This window comes from Streptococcus infantis SPAR10, assembly GCF_000279535.1.
Classification (GTDB): Bacteria; Bacillota; Bacilli; order Lactobacillales; family Streptococcaceae; genus Streptococcus; species Streptococcus infantis_I.
In genome coordinates this window covers 126,432-146,110 of record NZ_ALCH01000001.1, presented here as the reverse complement: position 1 = coordinate 146,110, position 19,679 = coordinate 126,432, and the positions used below count along the sequence as shown (strand labels likewise).

Annotated in this window: 20 protein-coding genes and 1 pseudogene; 5 read left to right on the top strand and 16 right to left on the bottom strand. The window is 41.3% G+C overall.

The genetic code is table 11. From position 1 onward, the window contains the following. Positions 1–2 precede the first annotated feature (2 nt). From SPAR10_RS02810 to SPAR10_RS02790, 5 genes and pseudogenes are all read left to right on the top strand, one after another. Positions 3–1,983, top strand: a pseudogene (locus SPAR10_RS02810) (HsdM family class I SAM-dependent methyltransferase). Next, a complete protein-coding gene (rhuM, locus tag SPAR10_RS02805) occupies positions 1,976–2,986 on the top strand; it encodes a RhuM family protein (RefSeq protein ID WP_004250571.1) in 1,011 nt (336 codons plus the stop codon). The pseudogene SPAR10_RS02810 and the gene rhuM overlap by 8 nt, the downstream one beginning before the upstream one ends. After that, on the top strand, positions 2,979–4,100 hold the full coding sequence (locus SPAR10_RS02800; protein WP_004250568.1) for a restriction endonuclease subunit S: 1,122 nt from the start codon (positions 2,979–2,981) through the stop codon (positions 4,098–4,100). The genes rhuM and SPAR10_RS02800 overlap by 8 nt, the downstream gene beginning before the upstream one ends. Beyond that, positions 4,084–4,626, top strand: a complete 543-nt coding sequence (locus tag SPAR10_RS02795) for a restriction endonuclease subunit S (protein WP_029747241.1) — start codon at positions 4,084–4,086, stop codon at positions 4,624–4,626. The genes SPAR10_RS02800 and SPAR10_RS02795 overlap by 17 nt, the downstream gene beginning before the upstream one ends. Continuing rightward, on the top strand, positions 4,619–7,267 hold the full coding sequence (locus tag SPAR10_RS02790; protein ID WP_004250564.1) for a valine--tRNA ligase: 2,649 nt from the start codon (positions 4,619–4,621) through the stop codon (positions 7,265–7,267). Before SPAR10_RS02795 ends, SPAR10_RS02790 begins: the two co-directional genes overlap by 8 nt. Before the next feature lie 56 nt (positions 7,268–7,323). Here SPAR10_RS02790 and SPAR10_RS02785 read toward each other — a convergent pair whose 3' ends face one another. From SPAR10_RS02785 to SPAR10_RS02710, 16 genes are all read right to left on the bottom strand, one after another. Then, positions 7,324–7,923 carry a response regulator transcription factor gene (locus SPAR10_RS02785; RefSeq protein ID WP_004250563.1) on the bottom strand — a complete coding sequence of 200 codons (600 nt, stop codon included), beginning with the start codon at positions 7,921–7,923 and terminating at the stop codon, positions 7,324–7,326. Next, on the bottom strand, positions 7,924–9,021 hold the full coding sequence (locus SPAR10_RS02780) for a sensor histidine kinase (RefSeq protein ID WP_004250561.1): 1,098 nt from the start codon (positions 9,019–9,021) through the stop codon (positions 7,924–7,926). Next, positions 9,021–9,758, bottom strand: a complete 738-nt coding sequence (locus SPAR10_RS02775) for an ABC transporter permease (RefSeq protein ID WP_004250559.1) — start codon at positions 9,756–9,758, stop codon at positions 9,021–9,023. Before SPAR10_RS02775 ends, SPAR10_RS02780 begins: the two co-directional genes overlap by 1 nt. A gap of 1 nt (position 9,759) precedes the next feature. Next, positions 9,760–10,644, bottom strand: coding sequence for an ABC transporter ATP-binding protein (locus tag SPAR10_RS02770; RefSeq protein ID WP_004250557.1), 885 nt, complete (start codon positions 10,642–10,644; stop codon positions 9,760–9,762). Next, complete coding sequence (locus tag SPAR10_RS02765) at positions 10,631–10,825, bottom strand: hypothetical protein (protein ID WP_004250555.1); 195 nt, start codon at positions 10,823–10,825, stop codon at positions 10,631–10,633. Before SPAR10_RS02765 ends, SPAR10_RS02770 begins: the two co-directional genes overlap by 14 nt. Continuing rightward, the gene (locus SPAR10_RS02760; RefSeq protein ID WP_004250552.1) at positions 10,822–11,013 is read right to left on the bottom strand and encodes a hypothetical protein; all 192 of its coding nucleotides are present in this window, start codon (positions 11,011–11,013) and stop codon (positions 10,822–10,824) included. Before SPAR10_RS02760 ends, SPAR10_RS02765 begins: the two co-directional genes overlap by 4 nt. Then, positions 11,010–11,216 carry a hypothetical protein gene (locus tag SPAR10_RS02755; protein WP_025170070.1) on the bottom strand — a complete coding sequence of 69 codons (207 nt, stop codon included), beginning with the start codon at positions 11,214–11,216 and terminating at the stop codon, positions 11,010–11,012. The genes SPAR10_RS02760 and SPAR10_RS02755 overlap by 4 nt, the downstream gene beginning before the upstream one ends. Positions 11,217–11,341: 125 nt before the next feature. Then, positions 11,342–13,006: a DAK2 domain-containing protein gene (locus SPAR10_RS02750; protein WP_004250551.1), complete on the bottom strand. Its 1,665-nt coding sequence runs from the start codon at positions 13,004–13,006 to the stop codon at positions 11,342–11,344. 2 nt (positions 13,007–13,008) lie between these two features. Then, complete coding sequence (locus tag SPAR10_RS02745; protein WP_004250548.1) at positions 13,009–13,374, bottom strand: Asp23/Gls24 family envelope stress response protein; 366 nt, start codon at positions 13,372–13,374, stop codon at positions 13,009–13,011. Positions 13,375–13,526: 152 nt separating this feature from the next. Continuing rightward, positions 13,527–13,715 carry a 50S ribosomal protein L28 gene (rpmB, locus tag SPAR10_RS02740; protein ID WP_001140948.1) on the bottom strand — a complete coding sequence of 63 codons (189 nt, stop codon included), beginning with the start codon at positions 13,713–13,715 and terminating at the stop codon, positions 13,527–13,529. Positions 13,716–13,821: 106 nt separating this feature from the next. Beyond that, complete coding sequence (locus SPAR10_RS02735) at positions 13,822–14,496, bottom strand: LiaF transmembrane domain-containing protein (RefSeq protein WP_004250546.1); 675 nt, start codon at positions 14,494–14,496, stop codon at positions 13,822–13,824. Between the two features lie 4 nt (positions 14,497–14,500). Then, complete coding sequence (locus SPAR10_RS02730) at positions 14,501–14,947, bottom strand: LytTR family DNA-binding domain-containing protein (RefSeq protein WP_004250544.1); 447 nt, start codon at positions 14,945–14,947, stop codon at positions 14,501–14,503. Between the two features lie 118 nt (positions 14,948–15,065). Beyond that, positions 15,066–15,569: a phosphatase PAP2 family protein gene (locus SPAR10_RS02725; RefSeq protein WP_004250542.1), complete on the bottom strand. Its 504-nt coding sequence runs from the start codon at positions 15,567–15,569 to the stop codon at positions 15,066–15,068. A gap of 97 nt (positions 15,570–15,666) precedes the next feature. Beyond that, positions 15,667–17,427, bottom strand: coding sequence for an ABC transporter ATP-binding protein (locus tag SPAR10_RS02720; protein WP_004250540.1), 1,761 nt, complete (start codon positions 17,425–17,427; stop codon positions 15,667–15,669). Then, a complete protein-coding gene (locus SPAR10_RS02715; RefSeq protein WP_004250538.1) occupies positions 17,417–19,186 on the bottom strand; it encodes an ABC transporter ATP-binding protein in 1,770 nt (589 codons plus the stop codon). The genes SPAR10_RS02720 and SPAR10_RS02715 overlap by 11 nt, the downstream gene beginning before the upstream one ends. After that, complete coding sequence (locus SPAR10_RS02710) at positions 19,170–19,631, bottom strand: MarR family winged helix-turn-helix transcriptional regulator (RefSeq protein ID WP_004250536.1); 462 nt, start codon at positions 19,629–19,631, stop codon at positions 19,170–19,172. Before SPAR10_RS02710 ends, SPAR10_RS02715 begins: the two co-directional genes overlap by 17 nt. Positions 19,632–19,679: the final 48 nt, after the last annotated feature.

The following is a 19,679-nucleotide window of genomic DNA, read 5'->3' as shown; positions in this document are numbered from 1 at the left end:
TTATGGCAAAAAAAGAAGTAAATACTGATTTATGGGTTCATGAACTTTTGAAAGAAGCAGGAATTCGTGAAAATTTTGATGCACAGGGAAGTAATATTAAAGAGATTGATGAAGCTCTGAAAACTGCCTCGAAAAAAGGGACTGGAAATTCAGGTTTCCCAGAATACGTTGGAATTGTTAAAGATTTCTTAATCATTATTGAGGATAAACCTGGGTTATCAAAACATATCAATTATACAGATGATGACTTGATTGCTGATGATATTAAATCAAATACAGACTATGCAGTTAACGGAGCGGTCTTTTATGCAAAGCATTTAGCAGATAAGGTTAGTTATAAAAAATTATTGCTATAGGCATTAGTGGTAATGAAAAAAACACCGCATTACTCCTGTTTTTGTAAATGAACGTGGTGAGTATTTTGAACTTGCAGACATTGAAACTTTGATTTCCTTTTCAATAGATAATATTGATGAGTATTACGTAAAAGAGATCCTTCAAGAGGAAACTAATTTTGAAAAAGAAACAGCTGAAATTTTAAAAGATGCAGCAACTTTACATAATGATCTAAGAAATTACGGTAATATTGAGGAAAAGAATAAGCCACTAATTGTTTCAGGGATCCTGTTAGCGTTGAGAGAAACGGAGCATGGAAATTTTTCACTGGAAAGTTTAACAGGAGATACTGTAAAAACAGATGGTTCAAAGATTTATGCTGCCATTAAAGCTAATCTTCAGCGTGCCAATGTATCTCCCGAAGTAAAAAAAGATAAACTACTTAGTCAGTTTGCCATCATCAGAGACGATGTAAAAATTAATGAGAAGAATGCTAATCTAGGCAAAACACCTATCAAACACTTTACAGAATTTCTTTATAAGAGTATTTATCAAAGTTTAAGATATAACAGTTCTGCTGAAGATTATCTTGGTCGTTTCTACGGGGAATTTATGTCCTACTCTGGAGGAGACGGTCAGAACTTAGGTATTGTCTTAACACCAAAACATATTACAGAATTATTTTGTGATTTAGTTGATTTAAAGCCAACGGATAAGGTTTTTGACCCGACTTGCGGTACAGCAGGTTTCTTAATCGCCGCTATGCACGATATGTTAACAAAAGCGGAAAGTGATTCTCAACGTGACCAAATTCGCAAACATCAGCTCTTCGGAATTGAGGAGCAATCTTATATGTTTACAATTGCTACGACGAATATGATATTACGTGGCGATGGGAAAAGCAACCTTGAAAACCAAGACTTTCTACGCCAAAATCCTAGTAAGCTTCAGCTAAAACAATGCAACGTTGGTATGATGAATCCGCCATATTCAATGGGTTCGACAGCTAATACCGAACTGTATGAAATCAACTTTACAGAACATCTGTTAAACTCTTTGGTCGAAGGTGCTAAAGCTGTTGTGATTGTTCCTCAGTCCACCTTTACAGGAAAGACCAGGTTTGAAAAAGAAACTAAACAAAATATTTTAAAACATCATACTTTAGAAGGTGTTATCACACTTAATAAGAATACCTTTTATGGAGTGGGAACAAATCCTTGTATTGCAGTATTTACAGCTGGTATACCACATCGTCCGGAAAAAGAATGCAAATTTATCAACTTTGAAAATGATGGTTTTGAAGTTTCTAAACATATTGGTCTGGTTGAAACAGCTACAGCTAAAGATAAAAAACAACACTTGCTTGATGTCTGGTTTGATCGCACGGAAGCAGAAACTAAATTCTGTGTTCAAACAACGATTGAAGCTGATGATGAATGGCTTCACTCTTTCTATTATTTTAATGATGAAGTTCCTTCTGAGGAAGATTTTCAAAAGACCATTGCAGATTATCTAACTTTTGAAGTCAATATGATTACTCATGGACGAGGTTATCTTTTTGGAATAGAAGAGAAAGAGAATTACCAAGAAACTACCGATATTGAGGAGCTTCCGATGGTAGCAGAAAAAGGTGACAAATATGAATGAAATTTCTAATTTTGTCCTTTATACGACACCTAATGGTGATGTTAATTTAGATATTTTATTACAAGATGAAAATCTTTGGTTGACACAAAAAGGGATTTCTGAGTTGTTCGGAGTTTCTAAATCAACGGTTAGTCACCATTTATCAAATATTTATAGTGATGGCGAGTTAGATAAGCTGGCAACTGTTCGAAAATTTCGAACAGTTCAAAAAGAGGGTACTCGAGCGGTTCAGCGTGAATTGGAGTATTACAATCTTGATGCCATTATATCAGTTGGTTATCGCGTCAATTCAACAAAGGCAACACAATTTCGAATTTGGGCGACTAATACTCTAAAAGAATTTATTATTAAGGGATTCGTACTTGATGATGAACGTCTTAAACAGGGACAAACGGTCTTTGGTCAAGATTACTTCCGTGAACTCCTAGAGCGAATCCGTTCCATTCGTGCAAGTGAACGCCGTATTTATCAGCAAATAACCGATATTTTTGCGGAATGCGCTATTGACTACGATAGAAATTCTGAAATTACCAAGAATTTCTATGCTATGGTGCAGAACAAGTTTCATTTTGCTATCACAGGTAATACCGCTGCTGAGATTATTTATCATAAGGCAGATGCTGATAAGAATCAAATGGGGCTAACGACCTGGAAGAATGCACCAGACGGCCGAGTACTGAAGTCGGATGTGACAGTTGCTAAGAATTATTTGCAAGAAACCGAAATCCGTCAACTAGAGCGGACCGTAACCTCTTACTTTGACTATATTGAAGGTTTGGTTGAGCGACGTAATACCTTTACCATGCAATCTTTGGCAGAAAGTATTGACCGCTTCCTTTCTTTTAATGAATATGATATTCTAGAAGGAAAAGGATCTATTTCTAAAAAAGAGGCAGATGAGAAAGCCAGTCAAGAATATGAGAAATTCAACCGCACCCAGAAAATCGTATCGGATTTTGACAAGCAAATCAAAAAACTAATAGCAGGTGACAAAGATGAGTAAGTTAAAATTGACGGATGTGGAATGGGGAGAGTTTAATCTAATTGATATTTTTGATATAAAAGATGGTTATTATAATAAAAAGCCTCCTCTTGATAAAGATGGGACGATACCATTTTTAGGTGCGACTCAAAATAATAATGGAGTGACAGCATTTTATAGAAAAGAAACTATTGAAAAATGGGATAAAGTTGGCAACTTATCTTCAAAAGATATTCATCTAAGATTTTTCCCTGGAAATTGTTTAGCTGTTACAAACAATGGCTCAGTTGGACATATTTATTATCAGTTGCAAATGTTTACCTGTAGTCATGATATAACTCCGCTTTATCTTAAAAATTACATGTTAACAAAAGAATTGGCCCATTTCTTGATACCACTCCTTCAAAAAAGTGGAGAAAGTTTTGAATATGGTAAAAAATGGAGACCAAAGAGGATGAGAAAATCAAAACTCATGCTCCCTATCAATTCCCAAGGTAAGCCTAACTGGCAGTTAATGGAAGATTACATCAAGCAGGAACAGAAACAACAAGCTCAGAGAATCATTGATTACTATGAGCATAAATTAGTTGAGTTAGCTGGTGATGTGGTTGGGCTAGACAAGGTAGAATGGAAATCGTTTCATTTCACTGAAGTTTTTCAAGGAATTCAAAGAGGAAAACGTCTGACAAAAGCCAATCAGACAGACGGTCCTACACCATATATTTCATCAACGTCTGAAAACAATGGTGTAGATGCCTTTATTGGAAATGAAACAGGAGTCCGAAAGTTTGAAGATGTCCTCACTCTTGCTAATAGCGGAAGTATCGGATCCACTTTTTATCAGCAATTTGAATTTGTGGCTAGTGATCACGTAACAGCTTTAAAGTCTGAGAATGCAGACAAATACGCTTATCTATTTTTATCTACCGTTGTTAAACGCTTAGAAGAAAAATATTCTTTCAACAGAGAAATCAATGACACTCGTATAAAAAGAGAAAAAATCATTCTTCCAGCTGATAAACAAGGTAACCCTGATTTCCAATATATGTCTGACTTTGTGAAAAAATTAGAACTTGACAAAGTCCAAGAAGTACTCGAATATATATATATATATCAGAATGATGACCATTCTTGAAGAAAAAGTTTGTGAAATTTCTTGGAAAGATTTCTGGATTGAAGATATCTGTGAGATTAAATCAGGCGTTCGTTTGACCAAAGCAAATCAAGAAATTGGATTGAGACCATTTGTAGGTGCTAGCGATAGCGATAATGGAGTTACAGCCTTTGTATCTAATAAAAATAAAAGTCTTGATGCAAATGTGCTTGGTGTGAATTACAATGGTAGCGTCGTTGAGAATTTCTATCATCCCTACGAAGCCATTTTTTCTGATGATGTCAAACGATTGAAATGGAAAGATGAAATACACGGGAACAAATATACCTACCTTTTCTTGAAACAAATGATTTTGTCTCAAAAAATCAAATATGCCTACGGTTATAAATTCAATGGCGAACGTATGAAACGTCAAAAACTTATGTTACCAGTTACTGAAACTGGATTGCCAGATTATGACTATATGAAATCTTATATGCAAAAACAAGAGTTAGAACAAATTTTTAAGATATTGAACTACTTAAACAAGGAGCACACACATGTCTAAAGAACTTTCACCTAAATACAATCCAGCCGAGGTTGAGGCTGGTCGTTACCAAAAATGGCTTGATGAAGATGTTTTCAAGCCTTCAGGAGATAAAAAGGCTAAGCCTTACTCAATCGTTATTCCACCACCAAACGTAACTGGGAAACTTCACCTTGGTCACGCTTGGGATACGACTTTGCAAGATATCATTATCCGTCAAAAACGTATGCAAGGTTTTGATACGCTTTGGCTTCCAGGGATGGACCACGCGGGGATTGCGACTCAGGCTAAGGTTGAGGAGCGCTTACGTGGTGAGGGCATTACACGTTATGACCTCGGTCGTGAAAAATTCCTCGAGAAAGTCTGGGAATGGAAAGACGAATATGCCACTACCATCAAGGAACAATGGGGCAAGATGGGGCTCTCTGTAGACTACTCTCGTGAGCGTTTCACTCTTGACGAAGGTTTGTCAAAAGCTGTTCGCAAGGTCTTTGTGGACCTTTACAAAAAAGGCTGGATCTACCGTGGTGAATTTATCATCAACTGGGACCCAGCGGCTCGCACTGCCCTTTCTGATATCGAAGTTATCCACAAGGATGTCGAAGGTGCCTTCTACCACATGAACTACATGCTAGAAGATGGTTCACGCGCCCTTGAAGTGGCGACAACTCGTCCTGAGACTATGTTTGGGGACGTAGCCGTTGCGGTCAATCCAGAAGACCCACGCTACAAGGACTTGATTGGTAAAAACGTCGTCCTTCCAATCGCTAATAAACTCATCCCAATCGTCGGGGATGAGCATGCGGATCCTGAATTTGGTACTGGTGTCGTGAAAATCACACCTGCCCACGATCCAAACGACTTCTTGGTTGGTCAACGCCACAATTTGCCACAAGTCAATGTCATGAACGACGACGGAACTATGAACGACTTGGCCTTCGAATTTGCAGGCATGGACCGTTTCGAAGCTCGTAAGGCAGTCGTTGCCAAGTTAGAAGAAATCGGTGCTCTTGTCAAAATCGAAAAACGTGTCCACAGTGTTGGGCACTCAGAACGTACAGGTGTCGTGGTTGAACCACGCTTGTCTACGCAATGGTTCGTTAAGATGGACCAATTGGCTAAGAACGCTATTGCCAATCAAGACACAGACGACAAGGTAGAATTCTACCCACCTCGTTTCAACGATACCTTCCTCCAATGGATGGAAAATGTTCACGACTGGGTTATCTCTCGTCAGCTCTGGTGGGGTCACCAAATCCCTGCTTGGTACAATGCTGAGGGTGAAATGTACGTCGGAGAAGAAGCTCCAGAAGGTGACGGTTGGACTCAGGACGAAGACGTCTTGGATACGTGGTTCAGTTCTGCCCTTTGGCCATTCTCTACTATGGGCTGGCCTGATGTCGACTCAGAAGACTTCAAACGTTACTTCCCAACTTCAACCTTGGTTACAGGTTACGACATCATCTTCTTCTGGGTGTCTCGTATGATCTTCCAATCATTGGAATTCACTGGCCGTCAGCCGTTCCAAAACGTCCTTATCCATGGTCTCATCCGTGACGAGCAAGGACGTAAAATGTCTAAATCTCTCGGTAACGGGATTGACCCAATGGATGTCATTGAGAAATACGGTGCCGATGCCCTTCGTTGGTTCCTTTCAAACGGTTCTGCTCCTGGTCAAGACGTGCGCTTCTCTTATGAGAAAATGGATGCTTCATGGAACTTCATTAACAAGATTTGGAACATCTCACGCTACATCCTCATGAACAATGAAGGCTTGACCCTTGAGCAAGCAACTGCCAATGTCGAAAAAGTTGTTAACAAGGAAGCTGGAAATGTCACAGACCGCTGGATTCTCCACAACCTCAATGAAACTATCGGAAAAGTCACTGAAAACTTTGATAAATTTGAGTTTGGTGTCGCTGGCCACATCCTCTACAACTTCATCTGGGACGAGTTTGCGGACTGGTACGTTGAGTTGACCAAGGAAGTCCTTTATAGTGACAACGAAGAAGAGAAAGTCATTACACGTTCTGTTCTCCTTTACACTTTGGACAAGATCCTTCGTCTCCTTCACCCAATCATGCCATTCGTGACAGAGGAAATATTTGGACAAATCTCAGAAGGTTCTATCGTTACAGCAGCATACCCAACTGTTAACCCAGCCTTTGAAGACCTGGCGGCTCACACTGGTGTGGAAAGCCTCAAAGACTTGATCCGTGCCGTTCGTAATGCGCGTGCTGAAGTAAACGTTGCTCCAAGCAAGCCTATCACCATCCTTGTTAAGACAAGCGATAGCGACTTGGAAGCCTTTTTTAACAGCAATGTCAACTACATCAAACGCTTCACAAATCCAGAACACTTGGAAATCGCTTCAAACATTCCTGCACCTGAACTCGCTATGTCAAGCGTCATCACAGGAGCAGAAATCTACCTGCCACTCGCAGACCTCCTCAATGTCGAAGAAGAACTAGCTCGCCTCGACAAGGAACTGGCTAAATGGCAAAAAGAACTGGACATGGTCGGTAAGAAGCTCTCTAACGAACGTTTCGTAGCCAATGCCAAACCAGAAGTCGTCCAAAAAGAACGCGACAAACAAGCCGACTACCAAGCGAAATACGATGCAACTGTAGCACGTATTGATGAGATGAAGAAGTTGGTGTAATAAATATAAAAACATCTCTTAGATCTATTTCTAAGAGATGTTTTCTTTCTCTCCCCTCACAACCAGCCTTCTTCTTCGGCAGTTTTGGCTGCTTCGGTTCGGTTGCTGGCACCTAGTTTGGAGAGGATATTGGTCATGTAATTACGGACGGTGCCGTTTGAGAGGTAGAGCTTATCCGCAATTTCTTGGTTGGAGAGACCTTGGGCTACTCCATATAGAACAGCGACTTCCTGCTCGGTCAAGGGATTGGGATGGGTCATCATGACTTCCATGAGCTCTGGAGAATATTCCTTGCGTCCCTCTAACACCGTATGCAGGGTTTGCATGAGCTCGGCAATGCTTCGCTCTTTCAAGACATAGGCATCGACTCCTGCTTTGACCGCTCGTTCAAAATAACCTGGACGTTTAAAGGTCGTAACGATAACCACCTTGGTTTCAGGAATTTCTTGTTTGATCCACTCGAGCGCTTCTAGTCCCGTCTTTACTGGCATTTCGACGTCAAGGATGGCAATATCTACTGCTTCTTTCTCCAAAACCTCGATAGCCTCGGCTCCATTTTTTGCCTGCAAGACAGCCTCCACATCTGGTTGAAAGCTCAAGAGTTGACACATGGCATCTCTAAGCATACTTTGATCTTCTGCGACTAATACTTTCATCTACTTTCTCTCCTTATAAGGCAGATGCACGCGCACCTCTGTGGGATCTTTCAAACTGACCAGCTCTACTTGACCTGAGAAGGCTGCTGCACGGTCTCGGACTGTATGAAGTTCATTCCCTTTTACAGTTGCAAATCCTTTCCCGTCATCTCTGACTGTCAGGACCAATTCCTGATCTGTACGTTCCAGTTTTAGATAGGCTTTTTCAGCGCTGGCATGCTTGATGATATTGGTCGCCAGTTCTAACAAAATCATAGCAGCCGTCGACTCCACATCCTGGGTCAAACTAGCCTTGTCCAATTGATTGTCAACCTCAACCTCAATCCCAGCAATCTCCAGCATCTTTTGGACAGTTTCAAGTTCTGAAGCTAGGGTCCGTGATTTCAGATTTTCCACAATGGTTCGCACTTCATTCATGGAATCCTTGCTGATCTGGTGAATTTCTTTTAATTCCTTCTCCACCTGTGGATAGGCCTGCATCTGAAATAACTGTAGGGCCAGATCTGTCTTGACACTCAGCATAGCAAAGGTATGCCCCAGACTATCATGCAAATCCTGACCGATACGACTGCGTTCATTTTCAGCAAGCAATAGATTTATCTGGGCATTTTGCTTGGCCTGTGCTTTTTTCAAATCCTCGACAATGCGAATCCGAACCAATCCAAATGTCATAAGATCGACAAAAGTAAGAATTCCAAGCAGATAAACTAGAAACTCAACTTCAACTTCCTGAAAAATCAAAAGTTGCCCCACAACAAGGAATTGAGCAAGGAGAAAAGTCCGGACATGTAAAGAATTAAAACTACGTACGCCAAAATGATAAATTAAGAGATTAGCAAGGAAAAAGAAGAACCAGATATAATTTACACCAACAAAGGCGGTATACCCAGCTACATAGGCTAGCATGATAATCCAACAGAGCCAGGATAAGCGCTGGCTCTTGGTGGTTAAAACGCCTAAGTAAGCCACTACAAATAGAATATCAATCAATAAATGCCAGCTAGGAATTTCCCCAGTCATTACAGGAACGATGGGAAAAACCATAAAAATCAAACTGGCCCAGTACATATAGTCTATGCTTTTCAGTCTTTCAAGCATTAAGAATTCTCCTTATGACCTTGAAGGTAAATGGTCAAACCAAGCAAAACTGCTGAAAAAACAAGTAGATAAACTGTGGCTGATAGATTGATGCTACCCTCATTTAAGAAGGTCTTGAGCAACTCCATCAACTGGTAGGTTGGCAGGCACTTACCGATTGCTTGCATCCAGTCTGGAAATAAAGTGATAGGCATCCAGAGTCCGCCTAAAACAGCCAAGCCTAGATAGAGAAGATTCCCCACGACTGACATCAGCTGACTAGAAGGCAAGAGTGTCAGGGTCAAGCCAAGCGCTACAAAGGCTATACTTCCTACTATCAGCAAGAGCGCAGCCCCAACCCAGCTTCCTAGAGGCATCTCCACACCTCTGACCAAGTGACCAACTGAGAAAACAACCAGGATTGAAACCAGATAATCAACCATCATACTTGTTATCTTTGATAGATAATATTCTACCATATTTACTGGAGTATGGCGTAATGTTTTCTGCCAGTTGTTGATTTTATCGGTATGTAAAACAGCTGGGAATGAAAACATAGCTGTCGACATCATGGAAAAGGCCGTCATAGAGATGAGGTAATCACGCATAAAATTAGCCGGTCCACCGGGTGTGTCCTGGTACATGCCTGAAAAGAATAAATAGAAGGCCGTCGGCATCCCTACGGATAATAGATAATAGACTAATTGTCGTTTGGTCAATAGAAATTCGATTTTGTTTAGTGCGATCCATCGTTTCATCTTAGTCATCTCCCTTTTGTGTTTCTTCAAAAATTGTATCCAGCAAGCTACGATTATTGACTTCAATTTCTTGAATCCTACAGCCCGCCTGAACTAACAGTCCCCAGAAAGCATCTGCTTCGCGTGTGACTACTTGCAGGGCATCTTGTTTTTGTGACCAGTTTTCAACCAAGTTAGACTGTTCGACGACTTCCTTGTAAGCTAGAGGTAGGATGAAGTGCTTTTCAATCTCCTCACTGCGCATGGCTAGAGGTGTTGTATCACGAATCAACTCTCCCTTATTTAAGACCAAAATCCGGTCCGCTGTATGCTCTACCTCTTCGATATAATGGGACGAATAGAGAATGGTGACTCCCTGTGCTTTTAGATCCTGGACAATTTCCCAAAAACGTTGACGGGTAGAGGTATCCATGGCAGCGGTTGGTTCATCTAAAAAGACAAGCTTTGGTCGCCCAATCAAGGTCAAGACAAAAGAGAAGAGACGCTTTTGCCCACCTGACAATTTTTCTGCCAATTGTTCTTTTTGTTGCTTGTCAAACTGCAATAGTTGATCAATCTCCTGGTTGCTCAAGGGATTTGGGTAAATGCTTTGAAAGAAAGCAATCAACTCTTTGACCTTTAATTTCTGAACAATGACATTTTCTTGAGGGAGATAGCCTCTAATATAGTCTAACTGAGAACTCGTCACTGGCAAGCCTTGGATAGATATTTGACCGCTGGTGACTAGCTTATCCCCAAGCAAACAATCCAAGAGTGTTGTCTTACCGGCACCATTGGGCCCAATCAAGGCGACGCATTCGCCCTCTGCTACCTCAAAGGAAATATCCTTCAAAATAGCCTTGCCCTTGATGTTTTTATTTAGGCTTTCTACCTTAATCATGTTCATGATATTCTCCTTTCAGCCACTCCTTCCCCATCGGAAAGGCGATAAAAATCATAAATCCTAGTCCCCAGGCACCGCGGATGACTTGGTGAAGGAAGGCTTGGTCAAACCAACCTGTAAACATTTCAACCAACCATACCACTAGTGACAATCCAATAAAGAGATAGAGAATCGCTTTTTTCATTTTTCAAACTCCTTTTTCACATCTGAGACCAATTTCAAACCTTCTCGGATCAACCAAGACATCATACCAAATCCTGCAAATAACTCCCAAGGAAAATGATAGAAGCCTTCGTCCAATCCTGAAAACATGAGATAAGTCATGACTCCTGCTGCTACTAAACTCATTGCGATAATTACTTTATGTTTCATTTTTCAAACTCCTTTTTCACATCTGAGACCAATTTCAAACCTTCTCGGATCAACCAAGACATCATGCCAAATCCTGCAAATAGCTCCCAAGGAAAATGATAGAAGCCTTCATCCAATCCTGAAAACATGAGATAAGTCATGACTCCTGCTGCTACTAAACTCATTGCGACAATTACTTTATGTTTCATTTTTTCTTCCTCCATTTGATACATCTATTATAATTCTTTGAAGGTTGTGTCACTAGAAGCTTCTGTCATGAGGAAATATGACAAATGTCACAAAAAAAGAAAGTTGATTTCTCAACTTTCTTTTTTCTATTATTTAATCTTTATTCCACACTGAAAAGATATGGGTAAACCGGTTGTTGACCTTGGTGGATTTCTACTTCGACATCTTCGAATTCTTCTGCGATTTCTTGAGCAATTTGGTTAGCCAATTCTTCACTTCCGTCTTCTCCGACATAGAAAGTTACGATTTCACTGTCTTCGTCCAACATATGTTTCAATGTTTCAGTCAAGGTTTGGTGCATATCAGGGTTTGATACGAGGATCTTACCATCAACCATACCAAGATTGTCATTTTCATGGATTTCCAAACCATCGATAGTTGTATCACGAACGGCTGTTGTTACACTACCACTGATAACATCGCCAAGGGCTGCAGTCATGCGTTCTTGGTTTTCTTCGATTGATTTGCTTGGGTCAAAGGCAAGAAGACTAGTCAATCCTTGAGGAATTGTACGAGCTTCTACTACAACAGCTGGTTGTTCCAATACTTCAGCTGCAGATTGAGCTGCCATGAAGATGTTTTTGTTGTTTGGCAAGAAGATGATGTTACGGGCATTAACTTTCTCAACAGCCTTGACAAAGTCTTCTGTCGAAGGGTTCATGGTTTGTCCACCCTCGATGACATAGTCCACACCTTGTGCACGGAAGATGTCTGCCAAGCCTTGTCCAGCTACTACTGCGATAAGAGCATATTCTTTTTCTTCAGCTGGCTTGCTGACTTGCGCTTCTTTTTCTACTTGCGCTTCGTGTTGGTTACGCATGTTATCGACTTTAACCTTGACCAAGCTACCATATTTAAGACCTTCTTGCATAACAAGTCCTGGATCTTCTGTATGGACGTGAACTTTAACGATTTCGTCATCATTGACAACAAGTAGAGAATCCCCAAGTTCGTTCAAGTAGTTACGGAATTCTTCGTAGTCAAACTCTTTAGCATAAGTTGGACCTTGCTTGAGGGCAACCATGATTTCAGTACAGTAACCAAAGGTAATGTCTTCAGTTGCTACATGTCCGGCTACAGATTTGTGGTGTTCTGCATTGATCATCTCACCCATATTGGCTGGAGTAGCAACAAAGTCTTCAGATGCACTGTATTCACCAGTAAGAGCTGAAAGGAATCCTTCATAGATGAAGACCAAACCTTGACCACCTGAGTCCACAACGCCAACTTCCTTCAATACTGGAAGCATTTCTGGAGTTTTAGCAAGGGCTGTTTTAGCTCCTTCCAAGGCTGCACGCATAACCTCAACTGCGTCATCTGTCTGCTCTGCTTTTTTCTTAGCACCGATGGCAGCACCACGTGATACTGTCAAGATTGTTCCTTCAACAGGCTTCATAACAGCCTTGTAGGCAACCTCAACACCTGATTGAAAAGCAAGAGCTAGGTCTTTCCCTGTTAGCTCTTCTTTTGTCTTGATGGCTTGTGAAAATCCACGGAAAAGCTGAGAAGTGATAACTCCTGAGTTTCCACGCGCACCCATCAAAAGACCTTTAGCCAAGATACTTGCAGCCTCACCAACAGTTGAAGCTGGTTTGTCTGCTACTTCTTTAGCACCATTTTCGATAGTCATTCCCATGTTTGTTCCTGTATCTCCGTCTGGAACTGGGAAGACGTTCAATGAATTGACATATTCGGCTTGCTTGTTCAAACGAGTTGAAGCAGCCTGTACCATTTCTTGAAATAAGCTTGTAGTAATATTTGACACGATTATTCTCCTACAACTTTGATATTTTGAATGTAGACATTCACAGTTTGAACAGTGATTCCAAGTTGGTTCTCTAGGCTAAAGCGAACACGTTCTTGGATGTTTTTTGAAACTTCACTGATTTTTGTACCGTAGCTCAATACAGTATATACATCAACTGCAATACTACCGTCTTCAGCTGCTTTAACGACTACACCTTTTGAATAATTTTCCTTACCAAGAAGGGCTTGGAAATTATCTTTGAGGGCATTTTTACTAGCCATACCGACTACACCAAAAATTTCAGTTGCTGCACCACCTACGACAGTAGCGATTACATCATCTGTCAGTTCGACTTGACCATCTTTTGTATTAATTTTTACAGTCATTTTTTTTACCTCAAATAGTTGATACTCTATTTTATCATATTTCAGCCCAACTGTAAAAGCAGAATGATGTATCATCGGATATTTGCTTGATTTTTCAAATGATTTCAGCTTTCGAGCAAAAGAAAAAGACCACTTAGGTCTTTTCATGTTTATTAAACGCGTTCTACTTTTCCTGATTTCAAAGCACGAGCTGAAGCCCAAACTTTTTTAGGTTTACCATCGATAAGAACAGTAACTTTTTGAAGGTTTGGTTTTACGGCACGTTTAGTTTGGTTCATCGCGTGTGAACGGTTGTTTCCTGATACAGTCTTACGACCTGTAAAGTAACATACTTTAGCCATTGTGTTTTCCTCCTATTAGATCTAATATAGCGGATGTGCTAGCACCACATACCGTACTATGTTATCACACTTTCTTATTTTTGGCAAGGGAATTGGAAGACTTTTTTTATTTGACGTAGACGACACCAAGTTTCCCGAAAGCTACGTCTCCACGGATAATCAAGGTTTTGCTGGTTGGGGCTACAGGAGCATCTGCCTTGGCTGCACCACAAAAAGTTTCTACCTTCAGGTCCACTCTCCAATGTTGGGGCACATAGATAACTGCATTCCCAAATCCGACTTCTATCTTCAAGGTTGCGCTATCTCCTAACATCTCTGCATTATCATAATAGATTTTGGCATTCCCAAATCCGACTTCAAACTCGTCTTCTACCAATTCTTGGTCTTGCTTGTAAAATGTACCCGCCCCAAAAGCGACTTCCTTGTCTGTCAGAATGGTCTTTTCACCGTCATACCACCATTTTTTCCCATTCCAAGTTCTGTTAGTATGAGTCAGCATACTTACTCCAAGCACGATGAGAACACTTGCCCAGAACAGTGATTGATTGGGAATCGGTAAAATGTCATAAAAATGATTAGCAATCATGAGGGCCACTAGGGCTGTAAAGGAGGCTGAAGTGAAATGACGACGAAGCAGAGCCTCAACTGATTGATAGGCAAAAAATCCAATACCAATCAAGGGCCAAATCTGCCCTCCAAATGAAGGAATTCCAAAATTCCCCTGTAACAATACTAAAGCTGCCAATACTAGCAACACAATACCAAATGCTTTCTTTTTCATGTTCTTACCTCATGTTTCTTAGATTTTCTTTTAGGAGGGATTGATAGTGCCGTGACACGTGAACCTCCTTGTGGGTTTGATAAAAGGAAATAGTGCCTGTCCCTGAGAAGGACTTGTCAACCGAGTAAACTTGCCGGATATTGGCAATGGTCGACTTGGATACCCGACTGAAATAGCGTGGCAGGATGGACTCTAACTCATAAAGCTTGAGCCGAACCTCGTAGGCCTCTTTCTGGGTATGGGCGTAAATCTTGCTACCTTCCGTCTCAAAGAAGAGGATTTCTGCCAAGTCTAAGTAATATTCACCCGTCCCCTTATAAAAGATCAACCTAGGAGCCTTGGTTTCTTGCAAGAGTCGTTGCAAGTCAGCTATCTCATCTGTCAGGGCTGCAGCCTTGATGACAATCTCTGTCTCAGTTAATTCACTATCAATCTCGATTCGTAACTTCATCCTATCTCCTTTCTGCATCTACTATACCAAAGCCTAAAAGACTTTACAAGGGCAAAAAAGCAAGTGGTCACTTTTGACCCGTAAGTGGTTACGAGGCCAAGCCCACTTGCTTTGCTTCTTACAAAATAAAGAAAAGAATTCCCAAGAGGAGGCCACAGGCGTAGCCAACTAAAACATCCTTGGGATAATGAACGCCACCCAAGACTCGGACCAGACCGAGAAGAGCTGATAATACTAATAAAATCAACCCTGCAGGCAGATTTGCGTGCAGACAAGCCATGGAAATGATGGTTGCTGAAAAGACATGGCGGCTGGGCATTGAATTGCCTGCACTATCCTTGTCTAGTAGCGGGATAATTTCCCAAGCCTCATAAGGACGCGGTTGATTGATCCACTTACGAACTAGCGTTAATAGGACAAAGCCAGAAGCCGGCACCATGATATAGGTGGCAAGGTCTTTCCCCAAGCCTTTGCTGATAAAGCTTGCTCCCAGTAAGGTCAAGTATGCCAAGGGCATCAGGACTGTCATCATGCGATTAAAAACACGCATCAGTTGCAAAAGCTGTGGATGTCTAAGGAGATTTGATTTCCTTTTATCATACCACTCTTGATAGTTTTTCATTATTTCTCGATATTCCTATTCTTTACACAAGAAGCCTGTTAGCTTCTCCTACTCTAGTATAGTGTAGAAAAAGAAGGCCGTCAAGCCTTCTTTTAGTTTATTCTTCTACTTGGTCTTCTGTAAATTGACTATTGTAGAGGTCAGCATAGAAACCACCTTGAGCCATGAGCTCATCGTGATTGCCTTGCTCAATGATATTTCCATCTTTCATGACAAGAATCAAATCAGCATTACGAATAGTTGACAAGCGATGGGCAATGACAAAGGACGTACGTCCCTCCATCAAACGGTCCATGGCTTTCTGAATCAACTCCTCTGTACGTGTGTCGACTGAAGATGTCGCTTCATCAAGAATCAAGAGCGGTGCATCCTTGAGAAGGGCACGAGCAATGGTTAAGAGCTGTTTCTGTCCGACTGACAAGGTCACTGTATCATCTAAAACAGTATCGTAGCCATCTGGTAGAGTCATGATAAAGTGGTGGATTCCTACTGCTTTTGCTGCTTCAATCATTCGTTCATCACTAATCCCTGTTTGGTTGTAGATGAGATTATCACGAATGGTTCCTTCAAAGATCCAAGTATCCTGTAAAACCATTGAGAAGGCATCGTGTACTTCTGAACGTTTCATAGACTTGGTATCCACACCATCAATGCGAATGCTTCCCTTATCAATCTCATAAAACTTCATCAAGAGATTAACAATAGTCGTCTTCCCAGCTCCAGTTGGTCCAACAATGGCAATCTTTTGCCCTGCATGAGCTGTCGCAGAAAAGTCATGAACGATGGTTCGCTCAGGTGTGTATCCAAAGGAAACTTGATCAAAGACTACTTCACCTTTCGTATCAGTCAATTGTGTTTCCTTATGAGATTCATCTTCCATCTCAGCTTCACTTAGAAATTCAAAGACACGGGTCATAGCTGCACTGGCTTGTTGTAAGCTGGTAATCCCTTGGGCAATCTGTGATAAGGGTTGAGAGAAGGTACGAACATAAACCATAAAGGCTACGATAATCCCAATACTGATATGGCCTTCAAGAGCCAAGGCAGCACCGACGATAACAACCAAAACATAACTAAAGTTTCCGACAAAGAACATAGCAGGCATCATGATGCCAGAAATAAACTGAGACTTCCAGATACTATCATGTAGATTTTGATTCAATCCTGCGAATGTTTCTTTAGTTGGTTCCACAGCATTATAGCTGGTCACAACATTGTGGCCAGAGTACATTTCTTCTACATAACCGTTTACGGCTGCTAGGTTGTTTTGCTGGGCTTTAAAGTAACCCTGTGACTTAGCCATAATCACTGAAACAGCAGCAAAACCTACAAGGGTTGAAACAACTGTTACCAATGCCAAAATCCAGTTCATGCCAAACATGGTAATCAAAACAGCAATCAGTAGAAAGCTAGCTGAGAGAACCGTTCCCAGACTTTGATTGAGGGACTGAGCCGCCGTATCGACGTCATTGGTTACACGAGAGAGAGTATCTCCTTGAGAATGACGGTCAAAATAAGCAAGAGGCAAACGATTAATCTTTTCAGCGATAGCCGTCCGCAAGCGTTTTGAAAAATGTTGGATACTCGTTGAAAAAATATAGGCTTGTGTATAGTTGAGAATGGCACCAAGCACATACAAAATAGCTAAAAAGCTGGCGATACTTGACACAGCTACCAAATCGATTTCTGTAGCCAAGCCATCTGAAATCAAGTTGGTGATTTCCTTAATCTTAGTTGGTCCATAAACCGTGATGATGCTTGAACATACAGCCGCCACAACCGCAACTAGTAGAGGAAGTTGGAGACCTGCTAGAAAAGGTTTATATTGTTTCCAAAAGGACATCTTCTTATTTTCCATGTTCCAATTCCTCCTTCGATAGTTGTGAATAGGCAATTTCTTGGTAAACTTCGTTGGTCGCAAGAAGTTCCTTGTGGGTGCCTTGTCCCACGACTTTACCTTGATCCAATACTAAGATCAAGTCAGCATCCATAATTGTTGAAATACGTTGGGCAACGATTAACTTAGTCATAGATTGCGTTTTTTCAGCTAATTCTTGGCGCAAGATACGATCTGTCTTGTAGTCCAAGGCCGAGAATGAATCGTCAAAAATGAGAATTTCTGGCTTACGAGCCAAGGCACGCGCAATGGCCAAACGTTGTCTTTGACCTCCTGAGAAGTTAGTCCCACCTTGAGCCACTTCTGAGTTTAGACCTGCTTCCTTATCTTCGATAAAGCTTTTAGACTGGGCCAACTCAAGAGCTTGCCACATAGCAGTCTCGCTTAGCGGAGTTTCTGGACTCTTACCAAAGTCGAGATTGCCCTTGACATCTCCAGAGAAAAGGACTGCTTTTTGTGGGATATAGCCGACTTTATTCCGCAAATCTTCCAAATCATAATCCTGTACATTGACACCGTCCACTAGGATTTCCCCATCAGATACATCATAAAAACGAGGCAAGAGGTTCACAAGCGTAGATTTACCAGAACCAGTTGATCCGATAAAGGCAATGGTTTGACCAGCTTCTGCCTTGAAGCTGACATGTTCCACAACTGCTTCTGAGTTTTTAGAATAGCGGAAGGTGACATCACGGAATTCCACTTGACCTTGAATAGAAGAATCTGCCGTCTGTGGTTGACTAGGATTTTCAATAGAAGAATGCAAGTCTAGCACCTGATTGATACGTCCTGCAGAAACCAAGGTACGAGGAAGGACGAAAAAGAGAGCACTCATGAGCAAGAAGCCCATCACGACCTGCATGGCATAAGACATGAAGACCACCATATCACTAAAGAGTGGTAGACGGTCTGTCAGGCTAGCATCGTTGATGATATAGGCACCAATCCAGTAAATGGCTAGACTCAAGCCACTCGAAATCGCCATCATAATAGGATTCATAATCGCCATCAAACGGTTGACAAAGAGATTAAGACGAGTGACTTCCTCATTGGCTTCTTCGAATTTCTTGTCTTGATAATCCTCGGCATTATAAGCACGCACCACTCGAATCCCTGTCAAACTTTCACGAGTAATACTATTGAGTTTATCTGTCAATTTTTGGATGACAGATTGTTTTGGAAAGGCCAGAGTCAGGAGAACAGTAGTCATCAGAACATTAACGATAACAGCAACCACGACTGCCCAGAGCCAGTACTCAGACTTCCCAAGGATTTTTCCAATGGCCCAGATAGCCATGATTGGTCCACGAGTGACCACCTGGAGTCCCATGGTAAAAAGCATCTGAACCTGTGTGATATCATTAGTCGTCCGAGTCAAGAGACTTGGGATTGAAAAACGTTTGATCTCTGTCTGCGAGAAATCTAGAACACGATTAAAAATATCACTTCGTAAATGAGTTGTGTAAGACGCTGCAACGCGAGCGGCAAAAAATCCAACAGTAACGGATGAGAGAAAAGCAAGTAGAGACAAGCCTATCATCTTAATGGCTGGTGACCAAAGTGCGTCCAACTGCGTACCTGGAGTTCCAAGTAGTTCTGTAATTTCTGAAATGTAAGTCGGTACTTCTAACTCTAGATAGACCGAGAAACAGGTAAAGAGGACAGTCAAGAGAATCATTCCCCACTCTTTTCCTGTGATACGTTTAGCGAGTTTCTTCATTCTTACCTCCCATTTTATCTACATTAGCCTGTAGTAGACCCATGACTTCTTCAAAAACAGCTAGTTTTTCCTCAGAAATTCCATCAAGTAGACTACGGTCAATTCGATCAAAGAAAGACTTGATTGGCTTCATCTGAGAGCGTGATTTATCCGTCAATCGAACGTACTTGGCTCTCTTGTCATTTGGACTCACTTCCAATTCCACCAAACCATTTTGTACCATACGCTTCACTAGATTGCTGGCGACTGACTTGGTGATATTGAGTTCCTGCTCAATATCCTTGATTAACACCGCCTGTTCAGACTCCTCACGATAGTCTAAAAATCGTATAACTTGGCCCTGCGGTCCGCCCATAAATTCAATACCACAACGCTTGGCTTCCTGTTGCACCATAAGGTGAACCTGATGACCAAAACGTTTAAAAGCTAACATTGGCTTATCCATGATTGCTCCTTTTTACATATAAATAGTTCTCTAGAGAACCAATTAGTT

Coding starts and splice junctions, on each gene's coding strand:
- rhuM (WP_004250571.1), top strand. CDS start 1,976: ATGAATGAAATTTCTAATTTTGTCCTTTATACGACACCTAATGGTGAT.
- SPAR10_RS02800 (WP_004250568.1), top strand. CDS start 2,979: ATGAGTAAGTTAAAATTGACGGATGTGGAATGGGGAGAGTTTAATCTA.
- SPAR10_RS02795 (WP_029747241.1), top strand. CDS start 4,084: ATGATGACCATTCTTGAAGAAAAAGTTTGTGAAATTTCTTGGAAAGAT.
- SPAR10_RS02790 (WP_004250564.1), top strand. CDS start 4,619: ATGTCTAAAGAACTTTCACCTAAATACAATCCAGCCGAGGTTGAGGCT.
- SPAR10_RS02785 (WP_004250563.1), bottom strand. CDS start 7,923: ATGAAAGTATTAGTCGCAGAAGATCAAAGTATGCTTAGAGATGCCATG.
- SPAR10_RS02780 (WP_004250561.1), bottom strand. CDS start 9,021: ATGCTTGAAAGACTGAAAAGCATAGACTATATGTACTGGGCCAGTTTG.
- SPAR10_RS02775 (WP_004250559.1), bottom strand. CDS start 9,758: ATGAAACGATGGATCGCACTAAACAAAATCGAATTTCTATTGACCAAA.
- SPAR10_RS02770 (WP_004250557.1), bottom strand. CDS start 10,644: ATGAACATGATTAAGGTAGAAAGCCTAAATAAAAACATCAAGGGCAAG.
- SPAR10_RS02765 (WP_004250555.1), bottom strand. CDS start 10,825: ATGAAAAAAGCGATTCTCTATCTCTTTATTGGATTGTCACTAGTGGTA.
- SPAR10_RS02760 (WP_004250552.1), bottom strand. CDS start 11,013: ATGAAACATAAAGTAATTATCGCAATGAGTTTAGTAGCAGCAGGAGTC.
- SPAR10_RS02755 (WP_025170070.1), bottom strand. CDS start 11,216: ATGGAGGAAGAAAAAATGAAACATAAAGTAATTGTCGCAATGAGTTTA.
- SPAR10_RS02745 (WP_004250548.1), bottom strand. CDS start 13,374: ATGACTGTAAAAATTAATACAAAAGATGGTCAAGTCGAACTGACAGAT.
- rpmB (WP_001140948.1), bottom strand. CDS start 13,715: ATGGCTAAAGTATGTTACTTTACAGGTCGTAAGACTGTATCAGGAAAC.
- SPAR10_RS02735 (WP_004250546.1), bottom strand. CDS start 14,496: ATGAAAAAGAAAGCATTTGGTATTGTGTTGCTAGTATTGGCAGCTTTA.
- SPAR10_RS02730 (WP_004250544.1), bottom strand. CDS start 14,947: ATGAAGTTACGAATCGAGATTGATAGTGAATTAACTGAGACAGAGATT.
- SPAR10_RS02725 (WP_004250542.1), bottom strand. CDS start 15,569: ATGAAAAACTATCAAGAGTGGTATGATAAAAGGAAATCAAATCTCCTT.
- SPAR10_RS02720 (WP_004250540.1), bottom strand. CDS start 17,427: ATGGAAAATAAGAAGATGTCCTTTTGGAAACAATATAAACCTTTTCTA.
- SPAR10_RS02715 (WP_004250538.1), bottom strand. CDS start 19,186: ATGAAGAAACTCGCTAAACGTATCACAGGAAAAGAGTGGGGAATGATT.
- SPAR10_RS02710 (WP_004250536.1), bottom strand. CDS start 19,631: ATGGATAAGCCAATGTTAGCTTTTAAACGTTTTGGTCATCAGGTTCAC.